The sequence below is a fragment of the Usitatibacter rugosus genome (assembly GCF_013003965.1).
GTDB lineage: Bacteria > Pseudomonadota > Gammaproteobacteria > Burkholderiales > Usitatibacteraceae > Usitatibacter > Usitatibacter rugosus.
In genome coordinates this window covers 2,413,940-2,434,140 of record NZ_CP053069.1, presented here as the reverse complement: position 1 = coordinate 2,434,140, position 20,201 = coordinate 2,413,940, and the positions used below count along the sequence as shown (strand labels likewise).

The following is a 20,201-nucleotide window of genomic DNA, read 5'->3' as shown; positions in this document are numbered from 1 at the left end:
ATGAAGAACAAACGATCCCCTCAGCACAGCGTTGAATGGAACAGCGGCCGGCGAGAGGTGCTGCAATCTCTCGGCGCGTTGGCCGTCGCCACCGCCGCAAGCGGTTGCACGACATTTGCAGCTGCCCCACGCAAGAGTTACGACGTCGTCGTTGTCGGAGCCGGAGTCTTCGGAATCTGGACGGCCTACAAGCTCCACATGGCGGGTCGGCGAGTGGCCGTGGTCGAGGCCGTAGGCCCCGCGCACAGCGGTGCTTCGTCCGGGGGAGAAAGCCGCGTGACTCGCTGCGGTTACGGCGGGAAGGAAATCTATTCGGAGTGGGCCTGGCGCTCCCTCAGCGAATGGCAAGCTCTTTCCGCACGCTCTGGACTGCCCATCTTCCATCCGACGGGTGTGTTGTGGGTGCATACGCAGCCGAGCGAACTGGTTCAAGCCAGCGCACGCGTGCTGTCCCGGAAGAACATTCCATTCACGTTGCTGCAGGCCGATGAGCTGAGGCGCCGGTTCCCGGTCATGCGCGTGGCAAATGACGAGGCCGGGTTCCTCGAGCCGGCGGGCGGTGCGCTGATGGCTCGGCGGGCAGTGCAGTCGCTGGCTTCGGAGCTGAAAGCCAACGGCGTCACGTTTCTGTCCGGCGAGGTATCGCCGATCAGGCGGGAACAAGGTGAGAACGGTGCCTTAGCCGCAGTGACGACGAAGAGCGGCGAGCGGATCGATGCAGATCAGTTCGTTTTCGCTTGCGGCCCCTGGCTGGATCGAATCTGCCCCGATGCGATGGCGAACCGTCTGTTCGTCACCCGGCAGGAGGTCTTCTTCTTTTCGGTGGATGCCGGCGCCACCGGTGCACTTCCGATCTGGGCTGACCTCCCTTTCTATGGCTTTCCAAGCCTGGAAGGCCGCGGCTTCAAGGTGGCCAACGATACGCATGGAGCGCCGGCGAATCCCGATACCGTGGATCGCCGTGCAAGCGCGGCCGGGGAAGAGGAGGCGCGCGCTTTCCTGGCCCGACGATTCCCGTCGCTGGCCAAGGCTCCATTGAGCGAAATGCGGGTGTGTCAGTACGAGAACAGCTCGAACGGCGACCTCGTCATCGATCGGCACCCGGGCCTCGACAACGTCTGGGTGGTCGGATGCGGTTCGGGGCACGGATTCAAGCATGGACCGGCGGTCGGTAGCCACATTGCTGAGCTCGTCGCGGGTACCGCGAAACCACGCGATCCCTTCCTCATCGCGTCAAAATTGCGGCAACAGGATCGGGGTGTCCAATGACCGGGAGGGTGACATTGCATGGGTAAAGCGACCTTTACAGCCTGGCTCTACATCATGGGCGTGGCGTGCGTGGCCATCGCGGTGGGCGAGAAAAAGTGGGGCTGGCTGATCGGGGCCGTCGTCTTCTTCGCCGTGGCGGAGATGGCTCGCCGCATGATGAAGGATGGAGAGGCGAGCAATGGTCCCGCGCGCGTGAGCTTCGTGGCGCTGGCGATGCTCGTGATGCTCACCGCGATGGGCTTCCTGTTCTGGATCCAGTTTCGCGCGTGACCGCGACGGCTGCGCCAGCCCTGGCGGAAGAGGCGGTGAGGCTCCACCTCGAGGGGGCCGCCGATGAGTCCCTCGCGCTTTGCGACAAGGTCATCCTGCACTACCGGAACTCTCGCGATGCCGGGGAGAAGGCCGCCGTGGACCGCGCCTTGTGCAGCAAGGCGGCCGTGCTGGACGAGCTGGGAAGGAAGGACGAGGCGATCTCGCTCCACGACGAGGTCATCGAGCGCAACTCGCCGCCGGCAGACCTCGAGTCGCGGCGGCTGCTCGCCGATTCCCTGCTGGCCAAGGCCTGCATCGTGCAGAGCCTGGGCACGGACGAGGCGGTCGCGGAAGCCCTCGAGTGCTACAGGCTCGTCCTGCCGGTGCGGGAGATGTCCGACGATCCCGTGCTGGTGGAGATCGAGTCCCGCGCGCTCCTGGGGGAGGGATACGCGCGCTTCGTGGCCCAACGCGGATTCGTGCAGTCTTTCTCCTGGGGCGAGAAGCGGGCGCTGTTCAAGTGCCTCGATCGGTCGGTGGAGGTTCTCGCGGAGTGCCCGCACGACACCGACGCATTGATGCTCCAGGCCGCGAAGGCCGTGATCCTGAGAGCGCAGTTGCTCCGCCAGTTCGGGGATGCGAAGGCGGCGGACAAGTCGGTGACTGCGATCGAGCGCAGCTTCGGTGCGGCGCGAGCCCAGCGGATCGCCGGATTCATGGAGCTCGAGCAGAACCTCGACGCCATGGCCGCCGCGGCGGGCACCCGCTCGATGGGCGTCTTCCTTCCCTAGGTGCGCTGGGGCATCGCCCGGAAGGCGTCGGCGAGGGCTGTGTACAGCGGTGTGGGCTGGAGCTTCTCGTCGAACGGACATCCCCGCACCATCGTCTTGTCCGCGCGCGGGATCCACTCCTGCAGCCAGCTCTGGCGATTCGCCATCCCCCAGAAGAGGAACTCCCGCAGCCGCGTGTACGACAGCGTGACGTCGAGGAACTCCTTCGCGATCGCCGCTACTTGCGCGTCGCGCGCGGGCACCTCGGTCGGCAGGCCCTTGTCGGAGACGTCGAACTCCGTGATCAGCAGGTCCAGGTCCATCGCGGTCGCTTCGTCCAGGAACTTGCGCCATTGGGCGGGGCCGCCCAAACCGGTGGCTTCGTTGTCGGGCCAGTAGCCGATGTGGCCCTGCAGGCCCAGCGCGTCGATCGGCGTGCCGCGCTTGCGAAGGTCGCGCAGAAGCTGCAGGACTCCGGAGCGATGCTTGGCGCTGCGCTCGTCCCAGCGCATGTAGTCGTTGTAGACCAGCTTCGCGTTCGGCGCGTGCTCCTTGGCGAGGCGGAAGCAGAGATCGATCTGCTCCACATTGCCAAGCTTGCTGTTCAGTACGTTCACGCGGTGATCGCCCGTGACGGGGTCGATGGCCTCGTTCACGACGTCCCAGCTGTAGACGTCACGGCTGAAGTGCTTGCAGGTCTGCGAGATGTGCGTGCGCAGGATCCGCTCGGCCTCGGCCTTCGGGTTGGCGCCATAGTCATGCTTGTTGACCCAGTCGGGCAGCCACCGCGGCGTTTGCCACACGAGGCAGTGGCCGCGGATCGCCATGCCTTCCTTCTTCGCCCACGCGAACATCTCGTCGGAGGCTTCCGGACGGAACGTATCCGGGCGTGGCTGGAGGTGCTGCCACTTGGTCTCGTTCTCCGCGACGAACAGGCTGCATTCGCGGGCCATCAGCGCGCGATAAGCGGGATCCTCGAAGCGGACGTTGGCACGCGGTCCCGTCGTGCCGCGGCCCATCGCGTTGCCGACGCGCAGGCCCTTGGCGCGGGCGATCGCGTCGAGCGAACCGGGAGCGGGGGTGGCGAGCGCGGAGCCCAGGGGGGCGAGCGTGCCGAGACTGGCGCCGAGCAAAGCCTTGGAGAAGTCGCGGCGGGAAGGGGAGCGGGGTTCGGACATGGTCAGGTGATCTCGAGGGCGACGGATTGGAGGTCGCGGGAATTGGATCCCACGAGGATGTCGAACGTGCCGGGCTCGATCACTTCCTTCATCTGGGCGTTCCAGAGCCGGAAGGCTTTCGGGCCGAGCGGGATGCGCACGGTCTTGCGTTCTCCAGGTGCCAGCGTCACTCGCTCGAAGCCCCGGAGTTGCTTCGCGGCGCGCGCGACCGTGGCCACGCGATCGTGCACGTAGACCTGCACCACTTCGTCCCCGGCGCGTGAGCCCGTGTTGCGGACGTCGACTTCGACCGTGACGTTGGCACCGCGGGCGATCGAGCTCGCGGACAGGCGCGGCTTGCCGACCTCGAACGTGGTGTAGCTGAGACCGTAGCCGAACGGGTAGAGCGGAACGGGATCGCGGCCACCCACGCGGGCCGAGGGCCGGGCGTTGTAGTAGATCGGCACCTGGCCCACGTCGCGCGCCACCGTGACCGCGAGCTTGGCGCCCGGATTGATATCTCCGAAGATCGCATCGGCCATCGCCGTGCCGCCTTCCTGGCCGACGTACCAGCACTCCAGCAGCGCGTTGCACTTGGCGATGGCATTGGGGAAGCTCGGCGGCCGCCCGTTCTGCGCGACGATCACCAGCGGCTTGCCGAGCTTCGCGAGCGCGTCCACGAGTTCGTTCTGCTCGCCGACCAGGTCCAGGCTCGTGCGGTCTCCAAGATGGTTCTTGGCGAAGCCTTCGCGGCTCGTCTGCTCCGTGTCGCCGATGGAGAGCAGGATCACGTCGCAAGTCTTCGCGACCGCCACCGCCTCGGCGATCAACTGGCGGTTGCGCGCGGGATCGGCCAGCAGCACCTCGTCGGAGCTGCGGTCCTCGCTCTTCGTGATGAAGACGCCCTGCGCGAACACGGCCTCGGCCTTGCCCGCGAGCTTCGCCTTCACGCCGTCCAGCAGCGAAATGTTGTGCAGCGGTTCGCCCGAATAGCCACCGAGGCGCGCGATGCCGGCGTTGGGGCCGATCACCGCCACGCGCTTGTGGGCACCGGGGGCGAGGGGCAACGTGCCGTCGTTCTTCAACAGGCAAATGGAGCGGTGCGCGGCGCGGAGTGCCAACGCGCGAGCCTCGGCATTGGAGTTGAGCGCGATCGCTTCCTCCGCCTTCGCATACGGGTTCTCGAAGAGCCCCGCGCGGAACTTGAGTGAAAGCATCCGCGCGCAGGCCGCGTCGATGGCGCTCTCGGGCACGCGCCCGGAGCGAACCAGCGCCGCGAGGCCCCGGAACGCAGCGCCGTCGGGAAGCTCGCTGTCCACGCCGGCCTCGAGCGTGCGGATGCCGGCCGAAGGCAGGTCGGGCACCACGTGGTGCAGCGTGTCCAGCTGCTCGACCGCGTTGTAGTCGCTGACCACGACGCCGTCGAACTTCCATTCGCCGCGCAGCAGGTCGCCCAGCAGCCATTTGTTGGCGTGCGAGGCGACGCCGTCGATCTCGTTGTACGACGGCATGAGCGAGCTGATGCCGGTGCGCTCGACCACCTCGCGGAACGGCGGGAAGAAGCTCTCGCGAAGCTCGCGCATCGCGATCGGCGCCGGCCCCACGTTCGCGCCCGCCTGCGGCTGCCCGTGGCCGGTCATGTGCTTCAGCGTCGCAAAGACCTTGCCCGGCCCCAGCGTGCGGCCCTCGCCTTGAAGGCCCAGCACCGAGGCGACACCCATCTCGCTGCACAGATACGGATCTTCGCCGAAGGTCTCCTCGATGCGGCCCCAGCGCGGATCGCGCGCGATGTCGACCACGGGCGAGAGCGCCAGGTGCGAGCCGTGCGCGCGCATCTCGCGGCCAATGACCGACTGCACCTCGCGGACGAGCGCGGCGTCGAAGCTGCCGGCGAGCGCGATCGGCACCGGGAAGTTGGTCGCCTCCGGCGCCATGTACCCGTGCAGGGATTCCTCGTGGAAGATCACCGGGATGCCCAGGCGCGTCTGCTCGAGCGCCCAGCGCTGCGTGTCATTGACCAGCTTCACCGTCGATGCGGGATCGCGCCAGCGCTTGCCCGGCACCGTGGGCGCTCCACGGCGATCCGAAGGACGCGTGACCTGGCCGAAGCTCGCGGGGTACGCCTTGCTCGCCTTCGCGGGCGAGAAGTCGCCTTTCTCGTCGGTGACATCCGTCTTGGTGAACCAGAGCGCGATCATCTGCGCCACTTTCTCCTCGAGCGTCATGCGCGGCAGCAGGTCGCGCACGCGCTGCTCCACGGAGAGTGCCGGGTTCTTGTACGGAGGAGGATCGCCCGCGGCCGCAACCGCTGGCAGCGAGGCCGAGGCTCCGGCATACGCGGTCAATCCGGCGAGAGACTTGAGCGCATCGCGGCGACCGTTCTTCATGGCGCGGCCCTCACGGTGAGCGTCGCGGACTGCAATTGACTGGAGCTGTTGCCGGTCATGATCTCGAAGTCTCCGGGCTCGACGACGCGCTGCATCTTCTCGTTCCACATCTCGAGGCTGCGCGCATCGACCTTGAAGGTGACGGTGCGCGCTTCCGCGGGCTTGAGCGCGATCCTCTGGAAGCCTTTCAGTTCCAGCACGGGCCGCGTCACGGAGCTCACCTTGTCGCGGATATAAAGCTGCACCGTCTCGTCGCCCGCCAACTTGCCGGTATTGCGCACGTCCACCGACACGACGATGGAGCCCTTCGCGTCCATCGTCGCTGCGGATAGGCGAGGCGCACCCAGCGTGAAGGTGGAATAGCCGAGGCCGGAGCCGAACGTATAGAGAGGATCGGTCGTGTCGAAGAGGTAGCCGCGCCGGGCCGAGGGCTTCACGTTATAGAAGGCCGGCATCTGGCCGGCATTGCGCGATAGCGTCAGCGGAAGCTTGCCGCCGGGGTTCACGCGGCCCGACACCACGTCGGCGATCGCATCGTCGGAGCGCTCGCCCAGGTTCCACGCGGCGAGGATGGCGTTGGCCTGCTCCGACATCTTCACGGTGAGCGGGGAGCGCGGCGAGGTGAGCACCACGACGACGGGGCGGCCGGTGGTCTTCGCGGCATCGACGCGCGATTGCTGCGCGGCTGCGTCACCGTCACCGATGCGGAGCACGAGGACGTTCGCGGCAGCAGCGGCCGGAAGCGTGCCGTCGTTCTTCAGTAGCACGATCGAGCGTTGCGCGGCCTTGAGTGCAAGCGCGCGGGCGGATGCATTGAGCGGAGCGGCCTCCGTGGAGGAGGGGCGATCGAGCGTCTCGATTCCGGCATCGCTCGCGATCCGGGACGCGGCGTCCGCATTCGCGGCCACGCCGTGGATCGCATGCAAGTCCGTGATGGCGTCGGAGCCTGCGAGCAGGGCGCCCGTGTACTTCCACTCACCGCGCACGACATCCTTCAGCAGCCACGGATTCGCGAGCGACGGGAGGCTGTCCAGCTCGTTGCGGGAAACCACGATCGCACGCAGGTTGGCGCGGGCAATGGCGGCTTCGAAGGGCGGGAAGTAGATCTCGCGCAGCTCGCGCTCCGCGACCGGCACCGGTCCGACCTCGCTTCCGTCGCCCGGAAGAGGCGGACCCGCGAGATGCATCGCGGCCGATGTCACCTTGCCGGCGCCGGGCGTGGCACCTCGTCCTTGCAAACCTTCGATCGCAGCCACACCCATCTCACCGACGAGATAAGGATCTTCACCGAACGTGCGCTCCGCGACGCCGCGCCGTGCATCGCGCACGACATCGAGCGTGGGAGCGAGCACGAGGGCACAACCCCGGGAACGAGCCTGCTGTGCCGCGAGCGAATGGACCTCGCGAACCAGCGCGGGATCCCAGGACGAAGCGAGCGCGAGAGGCTGGGGCAGGGCGGCATCGATGCCGTCGCATGCAGGGCCCGGTGTTGCGGCAAACGGGCTCGTGACACACGCGAAAAGCACCGCGGCGGCGAGCCACGCTGCGTTCTTGGACGCATTGTTCGTGGCGGACATCTGGCTTTCCCGAGAGAGGTAGCGTTACCATTCTGGCACCGGGTAGGAGGCTCGGGCAAGATGAATCGAATGAATAAGCCGCAAACGATATTGCGGGCGCTCGCGCCCTTGATGGTTGCGTTGCCCCTGAATCCCGCCTGGGGATTCGAGGAAGATGGATACGAATTGTGGCTTCGCTACCGGGCGTTGGAAGGCGCACAGCGCACGCGCGTCCTGGCCCACGCGAAGGTCATCGTGGCACCCGCGGGGCCTTCGTTGACGGCGCTTGCCGCGGTCGCCGAGCTGCATCGCGGCCTCTCCGGCCTCGTCGGCCGGCCCCCCGAGCTGGCGCGCGAGATCCGCAAAGGCGCCATCGTGCTCGCCACGCCCGCTTCGCTGCCGGCCATCGCGAAGCTCGATCTCGACCTCGCATCCCTCGGGCAGGAAGGGTATTTGTTGCGCGCGACCAAGGTGCGCGGCCATGCCGTGACGCTGGTCGCGGCCAACTCGGATGTGGGGCTCCTCTATGGCACGTTCGCGCTGCTGGCGGCCATGCGGACTGGCGTGGATCTCGCGAAGATCGACGTGCGCTCGGCACCGAAGGTCGCGCTGCGAATGCTCAACCATTGGGACAACCTCGACCGCACCATCGAGCGCGGCTACGCGGGTGAGTCGATCTGGGAGTGGCACCACCTGCCGGACGTGAAGGACGCGCGCTACGTCGACTACGCCCGGGCCAACGCCTCGATCGGCATCAACGGCACGGTGCTGAACAACGTCAACTCGAAGGCCGAGATGATGACCGCGCCCTGGATCGCGAAGGCGGCAGCGCTGGCCGACGTGTTCCGGCCCTACGGCATTCGCGTCTATCTCTCGGTGCGTTGGTCGGCTCCGATGGAGCTGAAGCAGACGGCCACTGCGGATCCGCTCGACCCGGCCGTGCGCAAATGGTGGAAGGACAAAGCGGCCGAGATCTACAAGGTAATCCCCGATTTCGGCGGCTTCCTCGTCAAGGCGAACTCCGAGGGCCAGCCCGGGCCGCAGGACTACAAGCGCAGCCACGCGGAGGGAGCGAACCTCCTCGCCGAGGCGGTGGCGCCGCATGGCGGCCTCGTCTTCTGGAGAGCCTTCGTCTACTCGCAGTTCGACGAGGAGGACCGCGCCAAGCAGGCATACACGGAGTTCGTCCCCCTCGACGGGACGTTCGCGAAGAACGTGATCGTGCAGGTGAAGAACGGTCCCATCGACTTCCAGCCGCGCGAGCCTTTCCATCCGCTCTTCGGCGCGATGCCGAAGACGCCGCTCGCGATGGAGTTCCAGATCACCAAGGAGTACCTCGGCTTCGCGACCCACCTCGCGTACCTCGGCCCGATGTACGAGGAGGTCCTGCAGGCCGACACGGGACGCCCGCGCAAAGGCTCGACGGTCGCGAAGGTGATCGACGGGAGCCTCGATGGCAACAAGCTCACCGCGATGGCCGGGGTCGCCAACATCGGCAGCTCCCGCACGTGGAGTGGCTCGCATTTCGACGCCGCCAACTGGTACATGTTCGGCCGGCTCGCCTGGGATCCGCATGCGTCGTCGCGCGACATCGCGCGCGACTGGGCGGCGCTCACGTTCTCCACCGACCGCAAGTCCACCGAGGCGATCGTCGAGATGATGATGCGGTCGCGCGAGGCCGTGGTCGACTACATGAACCCGCTGGGCCTGCATCACCTCATGGACACGGGGCATCACTACGGACCGGGGCCCTGGGTGTCGGAGCTGCGCCGTCCCGAATGGAACCCGACCTACTACCACCAGGCCGACCGGAAGGGCATCGGCTTCGACCGCACGCCCAAGGGCAGCAATGCGCTCGAGCAATACGCGCCGGATGTCGCCCGGCAGTGGGCCGATCCGAAGACGACGTCGGATCAATTCCTGTTGTGGTTCCACCACTTGCCGTGGGATTTCAGGATGCCGTCGGGGCGCTCCTTGTGGGATGAGCTGATCGCGCGCTACGACCGCGGCGTGGCCGGGGCAGGGGACCTTCGCAAGCGCTGGGATCGACTCAAGAACGTGATCGACCCGCGCCGCCATCGCGAGGTGCGCGAATTCCTGCTGATCCAGGAACAGGAAGCGAAATGGTGGCGCGATGCCTCGGTCGCCTACTTCCGTTCGGTCTCGGGATTGCCCCTGCCGAAAGGTCACGCCGCACCGCCGCTCACCCTCGAGCAATACAAGTCCCGCCGCACTCCGTGGGCGCCCGGCCGGGCCCAGCCGTATTAGGGAAAACCCGAGACCCCCCGTTGACACGGGATTTAGGACCTGCCTACACTGAAATGGTCACGCTACCAATTCAGGTGATAAGTTGAAGCGAATGCCACCAAAGAGTGGCGCCGGAAGCCCGCCCAGGAGGAATCACAATGCAGAAGAATCCCAGGAAGTCGCACGTCCGCGCGCTCCACGGCGGCCGTGCATTGTTTGCTATGACCGCCCTCGCGGGCATGATTTCGCAGGCGTATGCACAAACGCCTCCGGCAGATCCCACCAAGATCGAAACCATCACCGTCACCGGTTTTCGTGCGAGCGTGGAATCCTCCACGCGTGACAAGCGCGATGCCACGGGCTTCCAGGACTCGGTCTTCGCCGAGGACATCGGCAAGTTCCCGGACGCCAACATCGCCGAATCGCTGAACCGCATCCCCGGCGTGCTGATCAGCCGGGAGATCACCGGCGAGGGCCTGAACATCCAGATCCGCGGCCTCGGCACGAGCTTCACGAAGATCCTGTTGAACGGCGCGCCCATCGCAGTGGCTTCCTCGGGCCGCACCGACAACCAGAACACCAACCGCGAAGTCGACCTGGACATGCTCCCGACGGAGCTCTTCTCGCGCTTGAGCGTGTACAAGAGCCCGACTTCGGCGATGACCGAAGGCGGAGCCGCGGGCGTGGTCGACATGCGCACCGCACGCGCGTTCGACAACCCCGGCCGGCACGTCACCGTTTCGGTGTCGGGTGTCGAGAACAGCGTGGCCGACAAGTGGGGCAACAAGGGCGCGATCGTCGCCAGCCAGACCTGGGGCGATACGTTCGGCATCTTGGGCGGCTTCGCCTGGGGCCAGAACAAGATCCGCACCACCGGCTTCGAGACCATCGGCTGGACCAACCCGAACCTCACGGCCGCGCAGAACACGCTCGCCACGCGCAACAACACCGGCGGCGGCAACTTCTCGATCCCGAACGTCGTCCCGGCCAACGCGGGCAACGGCCTCACGCCGGGCGCCGCGATCGACCAGGCCTTCCTGCTCGCGCACAACCCGGGCCTGAACATCACGCAGATCGACAACGCGATCATTCCGCGCCTCGGCCGTGACATGGACGAGTCCGGCACCAAGAACCGCTACAGCGGCGTGGTGAGCCTCGAGTGGCGTCCCAACGCGGACCTGTACTTCTACGTGGACGCGCTGGACGCGAAGAAGAAGAACGACATGAAGCGCATCGACATGAACTGGGTCGGGCGCAACGGGGCCGTCATCCCGCTCAACATGACGGTCGACCAGACGGACTGCACGAATGGCTGCGTGGTCCAGTCGGGCACCTTCGCCAACGCGCAGTTCTTCCTCGAATACCGCCCGTACATCGAGGACGTGAAGCTCTACGGCATCAACCCCGGCATGGAGTGGAAGATCGGGAAGGATCTCAAGCTCGACGGGATGCTGAACTACACCAAGAGCGAGTTCCACCGCGAGTCGCCGACGGTCCTTCCGATCACGCGCGGCAGCTCCGGCGTCACGGTGAACTTCACCAACGGCGAGCGGCCCACCATCTCCAGCAACGTGGACCTGAACAATCCGGCGAACTTCGTCTGGGACGGCGGGCGCGTGAACCAGCAGGAGGAGTTCCGCGAGACCGAGACCAAGGGCGGCCGCATCAACCTCACGTGGGGCGACAAGCGCTTCAACGTGCACGGCGGCCTCGCCTACGACGAGATCGAGCGCAGCATCCGGGCGAAGGACAACTCCGGCGCCTGGCAGGCGGCGACGTGCGGCAACAATCCCAGCACCTTCGTCCTCGGCCCGAACGGCGGCCCGGCTTGCAACGGCGCCAACACGCCGGGTGCCACCGCCGCCGCGCTGTATCCGGGCTTCGGCACGGGCTACACGGCGGGGCAGGGCTCTCCGGCCTCGCTCACGTACCGCGGCTCGCTGATCCCGCTGGCCAACCTGGCGAGCTACCTGTCGCCCGGCCCGGCCGGCTTCATCACGGTGGACTGGAACCGCTTCGCCACCGACTCGCGCTACGGCGATTTCGTGAACTCGGCTCCGGAAGTCGGCTCGTCGAACACCGGCGCCAGCGCCGGGTTCATCAACGAGAAGGCCACGGCGTTCTACACCGAGATCAACGGCATGGCCGATCCGTGGGGCATGGCGCTCAAGTACAACGCGGGCCTGCGCTACGTCCGCACGGAGCAGACGGTGGGCGGCTTCATCTCCATCGCCGATCCGCGCAACGCCGTCGTCCCGCTGCTGCAGAACGGCGGCAAGTACCCGAACATCGACAACTTCGTGTACCTGGAGACGACGTACAACAACACGTTGCCGTCGGCCTCCGCGGCCTTGAACCTCACGAAGGACGTCGTGCTCCGTACCAGCGCCTCGCGCACGATGACCCGCGCCGACCCGAACGCGATCCGTCCCTCGATCAACTTCAGCTCGCCGTCGGCCGACGTCGGCACGCTGGGCAACCCGGCTCTCAAGCCGTACCTCTCGGACAACCTCGACCTCGGGCTCGAGTGGTACACGGGCGGTTCGGGCTACGTGAGCGCCACGCCGTTCTACAAGCGCATCAAGGGCTTCACGACCAACGCCAACACCACGCTGCCGTTCAACGCGCTCGCGGCCTTCGGCATCAACTACGACTCGCTCTCGCCGACGCAGCAAGCGGCGATCACGGCGCGCGGCGGGCCGGATGCCGCCACCGTGGTGATCACGCAGTCGGTGAACGCGGAGGGCTACCTGAAGGTGAAGGGCGTCGAGCTCTCGTGGGTGCAGCCGCTCGACCGGATCCTGCCGATCGAGGGGTTCGGCTTCAGCGCGAACTACACGCGGATCAAGCAGACCACGAGCGGCGGGGTTTCCGGCGCGGTGGCCCTCGGCGTGCCGGAGAAGACGTACAACCTCACCGCGTACTACGAGAACCACGGCTTCATGTTCCGCATCTCGCAGACGTTCCAGGAAGGCAGCCAGGTCGCCACCGCCAACCAGAACGGCATCACGAATGCGGCGCTGTTCGTGGACGACTACAAGCAGGTGGACCTGTCGTCGGCCGTGGACCTGGGAGATGTGCTGGGCAAGACGAGCAACTTCTGGCCGCAGATCACGTTCGACGTCCAGAACGTGACGCGCCAGTCGCAGCGCACGTACTTCCAGTTCCCGAACGCGACGTTCACGCTGTATGACCCGGGCCGGACGTACATCGTCGGGGCGCGCTTCAAGTTCTAGGGCCCCCGCCCGGTAACGCCCGGTAAAGAGTGTGCTGGCGCGACGAGGGCAACCGAGCCGCAATCGGTTGCCCTTGTCGCTTGTTAGCGGTACATATTGATCACATGAAAAAGGGTAGAACGCGGTGAGAGCAGCAAGGACCAGGGCCGGACGGGGCAAGAACGTCGCCACCATCGCCGATGTCGCCGCGCAAGCGGGCGTCTCGCCGATGACCGTCTCTCGCGTCGTGAACGGCGAGCAGAACGTGCGCGAGAGCACCCGCGAGCGCGTCCGCGAGGCGATCGCGTCGCTGAACTACGTCCCCAACCCGGCGGCACGCCGCCTGGCCGGCTCCGAGCTCATCCGCATCGGCGTGCTCTACAGCAACCCGTCCGCGGGCTACCTCTCGGAATTCCTGGTGGGCCTGCTGAACAAGGCGAGCCTGATGCACATCCAGCTCGTCGTGGAGAAGTGCGAGGCGGGCGACCACGAGGAAGCCGCCGCCCGCGACCTCATCACCAACGGCATCGACGGGCTGATCCTGCCGCCGCCGCTGTGCGATTCCGCTCCACTGCTGAGCCTCGTGTCCGACACCGCCACGCCCTCGGTCGCGGTGGCGAGCGGCGCTCCGGACAAGCGCATCAACGCGGTCAGCATCGACGACTACCGCGCCGCGTACGACATGACGCGCCACCTGGTCTCGCTGGGCCACCTGCGCATCGGATTCATCACCGGCGCTCCGAACCAGACCGCGAGCGAGCGCCGCATGGCGGGCTTCCGCGCGGCCATGGCCGAAGCAGGCCTGGGCGTTCCCGAGGAACTCGTGGCCAAGGGCATGTTCAACTACCGCTCGGGCCTCGACGCGGCCGAAGTGCTGCTGAACGTCGACCCGCGCCCCTCGGCGATCTTCGCCTCGAACGACGACATGGCGGCGGCCACCGTGGCCATCGCCCACCGCCTGCACCTCGACGTGCCGGGCGACCTCACCGTAGCCGGCTTCGACGATGCCGCGCTCGCCACCACGATCTGGCCCGAGCTCACCACGGTTCGCCAGCCGATCACGGACATGGCGGCCACGGCGGTGGATATCCTCGTGCGCCAGATCCGCGCACGCCGGGCCAAGGAGATCATCAAGCCCGAGCAATTCGTCATGGACTTCGCGCTGATCCGCCGCCAGTCGGACGCGGCGCCACGCCTGCGCCCGCCCGTGAGGATCGTGAGCCAGTCGTGACCTTTCGCTTCCGCGGATCCGCCATCGCCCTGGCGATCGCTGTCTCGATGGTGGGCGCTGCCCGTGCGGAGGAGATCGTCGTCCAGGCGATCAACACCTACGTCGGCTTCACCGTCGATCGGTTCAACCGGGAGAACCCGGGCGACAAGGTCCACTTCCGCCTCGTCTCCTACCAGTCCATCCTCGAGAGCCTGCCGGTGCAGCTCGCTTCCGGACGCGGGCCCGACATTTCCATCGTGGGAGACTGGAACGGCCTCTCGAAGTACTACCTCGACGTGCGCCCCTACGTGGACGCGGCGTACTTCGAGCGCGAATTCGGCGTGATGCTGCCGATGCTTCGCGGCACCGATTCGCGCCCCGACGCGATCAACGGCATGTCCTCGGCGATCACGATGAACGGCGCGTACGTGAACCTCACGCTCTTCCGGCAGGCGCGCGTCGAGCTGCCGCCCCCGGGTGCTACGTGGGACGACTGGGCCGCGGCGTGCCGGAAGGTCGCGAAGGCGACGAACACCCCGATGGCGATGGAGGTCGATCGATCCGCGCACCGCTTCGCCAGCATCGCCATCAGCTACGGGGCCCGGTTGGTCGATGCACGCGGCAACTTCGTCGTGGACGAGGGGCTCAAGACCGCCATGCGCAAGTTCGTCGGCTGGCACCGCGACGGCACATTGCCGATGGATCTCTGGGGCGCGGTCGGCGGCGCCACGCACCGCGACAATTTCCAGGACTTCATGAACGCCAAGGTCGTCCTCTACTTCGGCGGCTCGTGGCAGCTCGAACGCATGAACAAGGAGGTCGGCGATCTCTTCGACTGGGCCGTGATCGACGCGCCCTGCGGCACGTCGTCCTGCGCGCTCATGCCGGGCGGGGGAGCCGTGGTCGGCTTCAAGCATTCGAAGGCGCCGAAGCTGGTCGGGCGCTTCCTCGCCTTCGCCGCGCGCGAGGACGTCATGCGCGAGCAGCTGGCCCGCGGCGCGAACATTCCCATCGCCGCAACGCTGGTGAGGACGGGCGTGGCCTATCCCAACGCCTCGGAGCGCGTGCGCGAGGCGCTCGCGAGCTACACGCGCCAGGTCTCGACCAACATCCCGCCGGCCGCCTACGCCTTCCAGGGCTGGCGCTTCCAGCGCGCGGCGATGAACGCCATGACCACGCGCATCAGCCAGGTCCTGAACAACGAGCTCGACATCGACACCGCGGCCGCCTTCATCAAGAAGGACGTCGATCTCGCCGTCCAGGTCACGAGGATGTGACGGCCATGGCCCCGGGACTCGAGGATCGGGCAAAGGCAGTCCTGGGCGCGGTGGCGGCGGTCCCGGCGCGCGCGCTCGAGCCCGCGATGGTCTTCCTGCAGCGCGTGCTCGGGATGAAGCGCCTGCCGTGGGTGTTCCTCGCACCCAACCTCATCATCATCGCCGTGTTCTCGCTGTTGCCGGTGCTGGTGAACGTCGTCTACTCGATGACGGGCGGGGAGAGCCTCTACCCGACGCAGCGCCACTTCGTGGGCCTCTTCAACTACGAGACGCTGCTCGCCTGCGACAACTACCTCGATCCGTCCACCTGCACGCGCGACCTCTTCTGGCGGGCGGTGAGGAACTCGATGTGGTTCGTGCCGCTGCAGGTGACGATCATGATCGGCGTGGCGCTCGCCACCGCGATCGCGTTGAATCGCCGCATCCGCGCGCGCGGCTTCTTCCGCGGCATCTTCTTCTTCCCGGTGATGCTCTCGCCGGTCGTGGTGGCGATGACGTGGGTGTGGCTGCTGCAGCGCGACGGCGCGCTGAACGGGCTGCTCGCGGGGGCGGGAATGCCTGCGGTGAGCTGGCTCACCGAGCCGTCGCGTGCTTTTAAGTGGTCGATCTTCGTCACCGTGTGGGCTCACATGGGCTTCTATATGGTGATCCTGCTGGCGGGGCTGCAAAGCATCCCGGCCGATCTCTACGAGGCCGCGAAGATGGACCGCGCCTCGCCGTGGCGGGTGTTCACGCGGATCACGCTGCCGCTGCTGAAGCCCGTGCTGCTGGTGGTGTTCATCCTCGCGGTGATCCGTGCCGTGCAGACCTTCGACGAGATCTACGTGCTCACCGGCGGCGGGCCGGGCTCGGCCACGAAGATGATCGTCCACTACATCTACGAGACGGGCTTCGCGGTGATGCCGCGCAACTACGGGCTGGCGGCGGCCGCGTCGCTGCTGCTGGGATTGGTCCTCTTCGGGTTCACCGCGCTGCAGATGCGCCTGTCGCGGGGAGGGCGAGATGCTTAGCTTCTTCACGCGCAAGCGCGGCGGCATCCGTGCGGATTGGACCGACTGGCTCACGTACGGCTACCTGGGCCTGGGCGCGATCGTCATGCTGGCCCCGGTGCTGTGGGTGGTGATCTCGTCGTTCAAGGGCGAGGGCAACCTCACGGAATTCCCGCCCACGCTGCTGCCGAAATCGTTCGAGTCGGTGAAGGTCCCCGGCTATCCCCGGCCGCTGACCCTCTTCCGCGTGACGCGCGAAGACGGCAGCGTGGTGACGCTGGCGCAGGTCCGGCGCGTCGGCATCGAGGCGGTGATGGTCGACCCGGCTCATCCCGAAACCGGACGCATCACGGTGCCCGCGGACCGCGCCGAGCCGATCCGCCAGTACCACCTCGCCACCGAGAATTACACGCAGCTCCTCGATTCCGCGGGAAGCCGCATCGGGTCGTCCATCTACAACACGTTCTTCATCACCGTGATGGCCACGGTCATCACGCTGGTGATGAACTCCATGGCGGCCTTCGCGCTGTCGATCTACCGCTTCCCGGGCAGCAACGTGGCGCTGCTGATCATTCTTGCGACGCTCATGATCCCGGCGACGGTGGTCCTGGTGCCGATCTACCTCATCGTCTCCGAGCTCGGCCTCACCAACAATCCGTGGGGCGTGATCCTGCCGGTGATCTCCACGCCCACCGGGGTCTTCCTGCTGCGCCAGTACATGCTGACGCTGCCCACGGAGCTGATCGAGGCCGCGCGCATGGACCACGCGAGCGAGTGGCGCATCTATTGGAAGCTCGTGGTGCCGCTGTCCACGCCGGCGCTCGCCGTGGTGGCGATCTTCTCGATCATGTCGCGCTGGAACGAGTTCCTGCTGCCGCTCATCATCCTCACCGAGCCGCACGCCCAGACGCTGCAGATCGCGCTCGCCGGCTACACGGACGAGAACGGCATCCACTACGGCATGCTGCTCGCGATGACGACGTTGACCGCGCTGCCGCTGGCGCTCGCGTTCATCTTCCTTCAGCGCTACATCACCACCGGCATCGCCTCGACGGGGATCAAATGAGAGCGACGATTTCGCGGATGGCGACGTGGCGGGCGTTGTTGGAACCGCCGATCCCCGCCGATTTCCCGCCGATTGCCGCCGATCAAAGCAAAGGACGGGCGAAATGCGTTAGGGACACAGATGAACACGGATTCACACAGATAAAGGCAAACCGAACTCGAGAAGGTCTTCGCAAGGGTCGCCAAGCCGGGATCGGCGGTTCCAAGGGCGCTCGTCTCGAAGCCGCTCGTCCCACTGGGGAGATCTCGTGGCGAGCCTGACCCTCGAGAACGTCACCAAGGCTTTCGGCACGGCGGAAGTCATCGCCGGGGCGAACCTCGAGATCGCGGACGGCGAGTTCGTGGTCTTCGTGGGGCCGTCGGGCTGCGGCAAGTCCACGCTGCTGCGTTTGATCGCGGGTCTCGAAGAGACGAGCGGCGGCGACATCCGCATCGACGGGCAAAGCGTGGTGCGTACGGCCGCAGCCGATCGCGGCGTCGCGATGGTGTTCCAGTCCTATGCGCTCTATCCGCACATGACGGTGCGCGAGAACCTCTCGTTCGGACTCGAGAACATGCGCATGAAGAAGGACGAGATCGCCAGGCGCGTGGACCACGCGGCGAAGCTGCTGCAGATCGACGCGCTGCTGGAGCGCAAGCCCCGCCAGCTTTCCGGCGGCCAGCGCCAGCGGGTGGCGATCGGCAGGGCCATCACGCGCGACCCGAAGATCTTCCTCTTCGACGAGCCGCTGTCGAATCTCGACGCGGAGCTGCGCGTGATGATGCGCCTGGAGATCTCGAAGCTCCACGACCGCATCAAGAACACGATGATCTACGTCACCCACGACCAGGTGGAGGCCATGACCATGGCCGACCGCATCGTGGTGCTGCGCGCGGGGCACATCGAGCAGGTCGGTGCTCCGCTCGATCTCTACAACCGCCCGCGCAACAAGTTCGTGGCCGGCTTCATCGGCTCTCCGCGCATGAACTTCGTGAACGCCCGCGTGCTGTCGGTGAACGACGCGGAGTTCGAGCTCGAGTGCCCCGGCCTGGGAAAGCTCCGGCTGCCCCGGTCGGGCCTCGCGCTCACTGCGGGGCAGGACCTCGTCTTCGGCCTGCGACCCGAGGACATGGTGGTGGTGCAGGGCGCCGACAACGCGTGGACGCTCGCCGTGGACGTGATCGAGCAGCACGGCTCGAACACCTACGTGCACTGCAGCCCGCAGCTGAGTGGCGGCGTGCTGCTGCACCTGCCGGGCCAGAGCACGCTGGCCGCCGGGGACGTGGTGCATGTCCGCCCGGCGCCGGGACGCTGGCACCTCTTCGGCGCGGACGAGCTGCGCATCGTCGCCGGGGGAACCGCCTCGTGATCACGATCGGCATCGACATCGGCACCTCGAGCGCCAAGGTGGCGCTGGTGGGCGACGACGACCGCGTGATCGCCACCGCAAGCCGCTCGCTCGAAGTGAGCCGGCCGCAGCCCGGCTTCAGCGAGCAGGATCCGCAGCTCTGGTGGAACGCCGTGCTGGAGTGCCTGGACGAATTGAAGGCCGCGCACGGCTCCGAGCTCGCGCAAGCGGAGGCGATCGGCCTCTCGGGCCAGATGCACGGCGCCACGCTGCTCGATGAGAAGGGCGAGGTGCTGCGGCCCTGCATCCTCTGGAACGACGGGCGGAGCGCCGCGCAGTGCGAGCAGCTCACGCGCGAGTGGCGCGGGCTTCGCAAGGTGACGGGCAACCTCGCCATGCCCGGTTTCACGGCGCCCAAGCTGATGTGGGTGCGCGAGCACGAGCCGGAAGTGTTCGCGAAGGTCGCCACGGTGCTGCTGCCCAAGGCCTACGTGCGCTATCGGCTTTGCGGTGCGCTGGTCGAGGAGATGTCCGATGCCTCGGGCACGCTCTGGCTGGATGTCGGCAAGCGCGACTGGTCCGATCGAGCGCTCGCCGCATCCGGCATGACGCGCTCCCAGATGCCTAAGCTGGTGGAAGGCAACGCCGTGTCGGGCGAGCTCTCGGCCGAGCTCACCCAGCGCTGGGGCTTCCGCAGGCCGCCGGTGATCGCGGGCGGAGCGGGGGACAACGCCGCCGGGGCCGTCGGGCTCGGAGCTGTCCACGCCGGCGATGCGTTCGTCTCGCTCGGCACGTCCGGCGTGCTCTGGGCAACCACGGCGGCCTTCGCCCCGGCGCCCGCCCGTGCGGTGCACGCGTTCTGCCATGCCGTCCCGAATACGTGGCACCAGATGGGTGTCCTGCTGTCCGCCGCGGCCAGCCTCGCGTGGTGGGCCGAGGTCACGGGGCGCACCGAGTCGTTCCTGCTGGGCGAGCTCGATCCGAATCGCGCCGCGTCACGCTGCTGGTTCGCGCCGTACCTGAACGGCGAGCGCACGCCGCACAACGACGCCGCGGTACGCGCGGGTTTCGCGGGCCTGGACGGAAGCTGCACCCGCACCGACATGACGCTGGCCGTGCTCGAAGGCGTGGCCTACGCGATGCGCGATGCGCAGCAGGCCCTGGCGAGCGCCGGCACGACGCTCACGGAAGCCGACGTGATCGGAGGCGGGGCCCGCTCGCCGCTCTGGTCGCAGCTAATGGCCGACGTGCTCGGCGTCCCGCTCCACCAGGTGGCCGAGAGCGAGATCGGGTGTGCTCTCGGTGCTGCGCGCCTCGCACGTCTCGCCAACAGCGCACCGCTGGAAAGCCTGCAACGTCCGAAGCGCGTTCGCACGTTCGAGCCGCGCGCGGAACGCTCGGCGCTGCATGCCGTGCGCCATCGCCACTGGCAGGGCCTCTATCCGGCGCTCTCCACATGGTCACAGGCGGCGGGCTGAC

Annotated in this window: 14 protein-coding genes; 11 read left to right on the top strand and 3 right to left on the bottom strand. The window is 67.1% G+C overall.

Features of this window, described 5'->3' with window-relative positions; translation table 11 throughout:
* The 3 genes from DSM104443_RS11440 to DSM104443_RS11430 are packed head-to-tail and all read left to right on the top strand — an operon-like array spanning nucleotide 1 to nucleotide 2,312.
* Nucleotides 1–1,269, top strand: coding sequence for an FAD-dependent oxidoreductase (locus DSM104443_RS11440; protein ID WP_171092321.1), 1,269 nt, complete (start codon nucleotides 1–3; stop codon nucleotides 1,267–1,269).
* An 18-nt stretch (nucleotides 1,270–1,287) separates the two neighbouring features.
* Nucleotides 1,288–1,539 (top strand): hypothetical protein, encoded by a 252-nt coding sequence (locus DSM104443_RS11435; protein ID WP_171092318.1) that lies wholly within the window; start codon nucleotides 1,288–1,290, stop codon nucleotides 1,537–1,539.
* Nucleotides 1,536–2,312, top strand: coding sequence for a hypothetical protein (locus DSM104443_RS11430; RefSeq protein WP_171092316.1), 777 nt, complete (start codon nucleotides 1,536–1,538; stop codon nucleotides 2,310–2,312). Before DSM104443_RS11435 ends, DSM104443_RS11430 begins: the two co-directional genes overlap by 4 nt.
* Here DSM104443_RS11430 and DSM104443_RS11425 read toward each other — a convergent pair.
* The 3 genes from DSM104443_RS11425 to DSM104443_RS21795 are packed head-to-tail and all read right to left on the bottom strand — an operon-like array spanning nucleotide 2,309 to nucleotide 7,412.
* A complete protein-coding gene (locus DSM104443_RS11425; protein ID WP_171092314.1) occupies nucleotides 2,309–3,469 on the bottom strand; it encodes an endo-1,4-beta-xylanase in 1,161 nt (386 codons plus the stop codon). The two genes, DSM104443_RS11430 and DSM104443_RS11425, sit on opposite strands and share 4 nt — an antisense overlap.
* Before the next feature lie 2 nt (nucleotides 3,470–3,471).
* Nucleotides 3,472–5,835 (bottom strand): glycoside hydrolase family 3 N-terminal domain-containing protein, encoded by a 2,364-nt coding sequence (locus DSM104443_RS11420; protein WP_171092312.1) that lies wholly within the window; start codon nucleotides 5,833–5,835, stop codon nucleotides 3,472–3,474.
* Nucleotides 5,832–7,412 (bottom strand): glycoside hydrolase family 3 N-terminal domain-containing protein, encoded by a 1,581-nt coding sequence (locus tag DSM104443_RS21795; protein WP_212756626.1) that lies wholly within the window; start codon nucleotides 7,410–7,412, stop codon nucleotides 5,832–5,834. Before DSM104443_RS21795 ends, DSM104443_RS11420 begins: the two co-directional genes overlap by 4 nt.
* Before the next feature lie 69 nt (nucleotides 7,413–7,481).
* On the opposite strand from DSM104443_RS21795, the gene DSM104443_RS11410 reads away from it, so the two are divergent.
* The 8 genes from DSM104443_RS11410 to xylB all read left to right on the top strand — a co-directional run bounded on the left by DSM104443_RS11410 (nucleotide 7,482) and on the right by xylB (nucleotide 20,200).
* Nucleotides 7,482–9,659: an alpha-glucuronidase family glycosyl hydrolase gene (locus DSM104443_RS11410; protein WP_171092310.1), complete on the top strand. Its 2,178-nt coding sequence runs from the start codon at nucleotides 7,482–7,484 to the stop codon at nucleotides 9,657–9,659.
* A gap of 137 nt (nucleotides 9,660–9,796) precedes the next feature.
* On the top strand, nucleotides 9,797–12,874 hold the full coding sequence (locus DSM104443_RS11405; RefSeq protein WP_171092308.1) for a TonB-dependent receptor: 3,078 nt from the start codon (nucleotides 9,797–9,799) through the stop codon (nucleotides 12,872–12,874).
* Nucleotides 12,875–12,998: 124 nt separating this feature from the next.
* Nucleotides 12,999–14,084, top strand: coding sequence for a LacI family DNA-binding transcriptional regulator (locus DSM104443_RS11400; protein WP_246232172.1), 1,086 nt, complete (start codon nucleotides 12,999–13,001; stop codon nucleotides 14,082–14,084).
* Nucleotides 14,081–15,340, top strand: a complete 1,260-nt coding sequence (locus DSM104443_RS11395) for an ABC transporter substrate-binding protein (RefSeq protein ID WP_212756624.1) — start codon at nucleotides 14,081–14,083, stop codon at nucleotides 15,338–15,340. Before DSM104443_RS11400 ends, DSM104443_RS11395 begins: the two co-directional genes overlap by 4 nt.
* A 5-nt stretch (nucleotides 15,341–15,345) precedes the next feature.
* Nucleotides 15,346–16,350, top strand: a complete 1,005-nt coding sequence (locus DSM104443_RS11390; protein ID WP_212756623.1) for a carbohydrate ABC transporter permease — start codon at nucleotides 15,346–15,348, stop codon at nucleotides 16,348–16,350.
* Nucleotides 16,343–17,395, top strand: coding sequence for a carbohydrate ABC transporter permease (locus tag DSM104443_RS11385; RefSeq protein WP_171092306.1), 1,053 nt, complete (start codon nucleotides 16,343–16,345; stop codon nucleotides 17,393–17,395). The genes DSM104443_RS11390 and DSM104443_RS11385 overlap by 8 nt, the downstream gene beginning before the upstream one ends.
* A gap of 247 nt (nucleotides 17,396–17,642) precedes the next feature.
* On the top strand, nucleotides 17,643–18,743 hold the full coding sequence (locus tag DSM104443_RS11380) for an ABC transporter ATP-binding protein (protein WP_171092304.1): 1,101 nt from the start codon (nucleotides 17,643–17,645) through the stop codon (nucleotides 18,741–18,743).
* Complete coding sequence (gene xylB / locus DSM104443_RS11375; RefSeq protein ID WP_212756622.1) at nucleotides 18,740–20,200, top strand: xylulokinase; 1,461 nt, start codon at nucleotides 18,740–18,742, stop codon at nucleotides 20,198–20,200. The genes DSM104443_RS11380 and xylB overlap by 4 nt, the downstream gene beginning before the upstream one ends.
* The last annotated feature ends 1 nt before the right edge of the window (nucleotide 20,201 follow it).

Bases quoted from the DNA above. Each gene is read 5' to 3' on its own strand.
- DSM104443_RS11440 (WP_171092321.1), top strand. From the start codon at position 1: ATGAAGAACAAACGATCCCCTCAGCACAGCGTTGAATGGAACAGCGGC.
- DSM104443_RS11385 (WP_171092306.1), top strand. From the start codon at position 16,343: ATGCTTAGCTTCTTCACGCGCAAGCGCGGCGGCATCCGTGCGGATTGG.
- DSM104443_RS11410 (WP_171092310.1), top strand. From the start codon at position 7,482: ATGAATAAGCCGCAAACGATATTGCGGGCGCTCGCGCCCTTGATGGTT.
- DSM104443_RS11405 (WP_171092308.1), top strand. From the start codon at position 9,797: ATGCAGAAGAATCCCAGGAAGTCGCACGTCCGCGCGCTCCACGGCGGC.
- DSM104443_RS11390 (WP_212756623.1), top strand. From the start codon at position 15,346: ATGGCCCCGGGACTCGAGGATCGGGCAAAGGCAGTCCTGGGCGCGGTG.
- DSM104443_RS11425 (WP_171092314.1), bottom strand. From the start codon at position 3,469: ATGTCCGAACCCCGCTCCCCTTCCCGCCGCGACTTCTCCAAGGCTTTG.
- DSM104443_RS11420 (WP_171092312.1), bottom strand. From the start codon at position 5,835: ATGAAGAACGGTCGCCGCGATGCGCTCAAGTCTCTCGCCGGATTGACC.
- DSM104443_RS11435 (WP_171092318.1), top strand. From the start codon at position 1,288: ATGGGTAAAGCGACCTTTACAGCCTGGCTCTACATCATGGGCGTGGCG.
- DSM104443_RS21795 (WP_212756626.1), bottom strand. From the start codon at position 7,412: ATGTCCGCCACGAACAATGCGTCCAAGAACGCAGCGTGGCTCGCCGCC.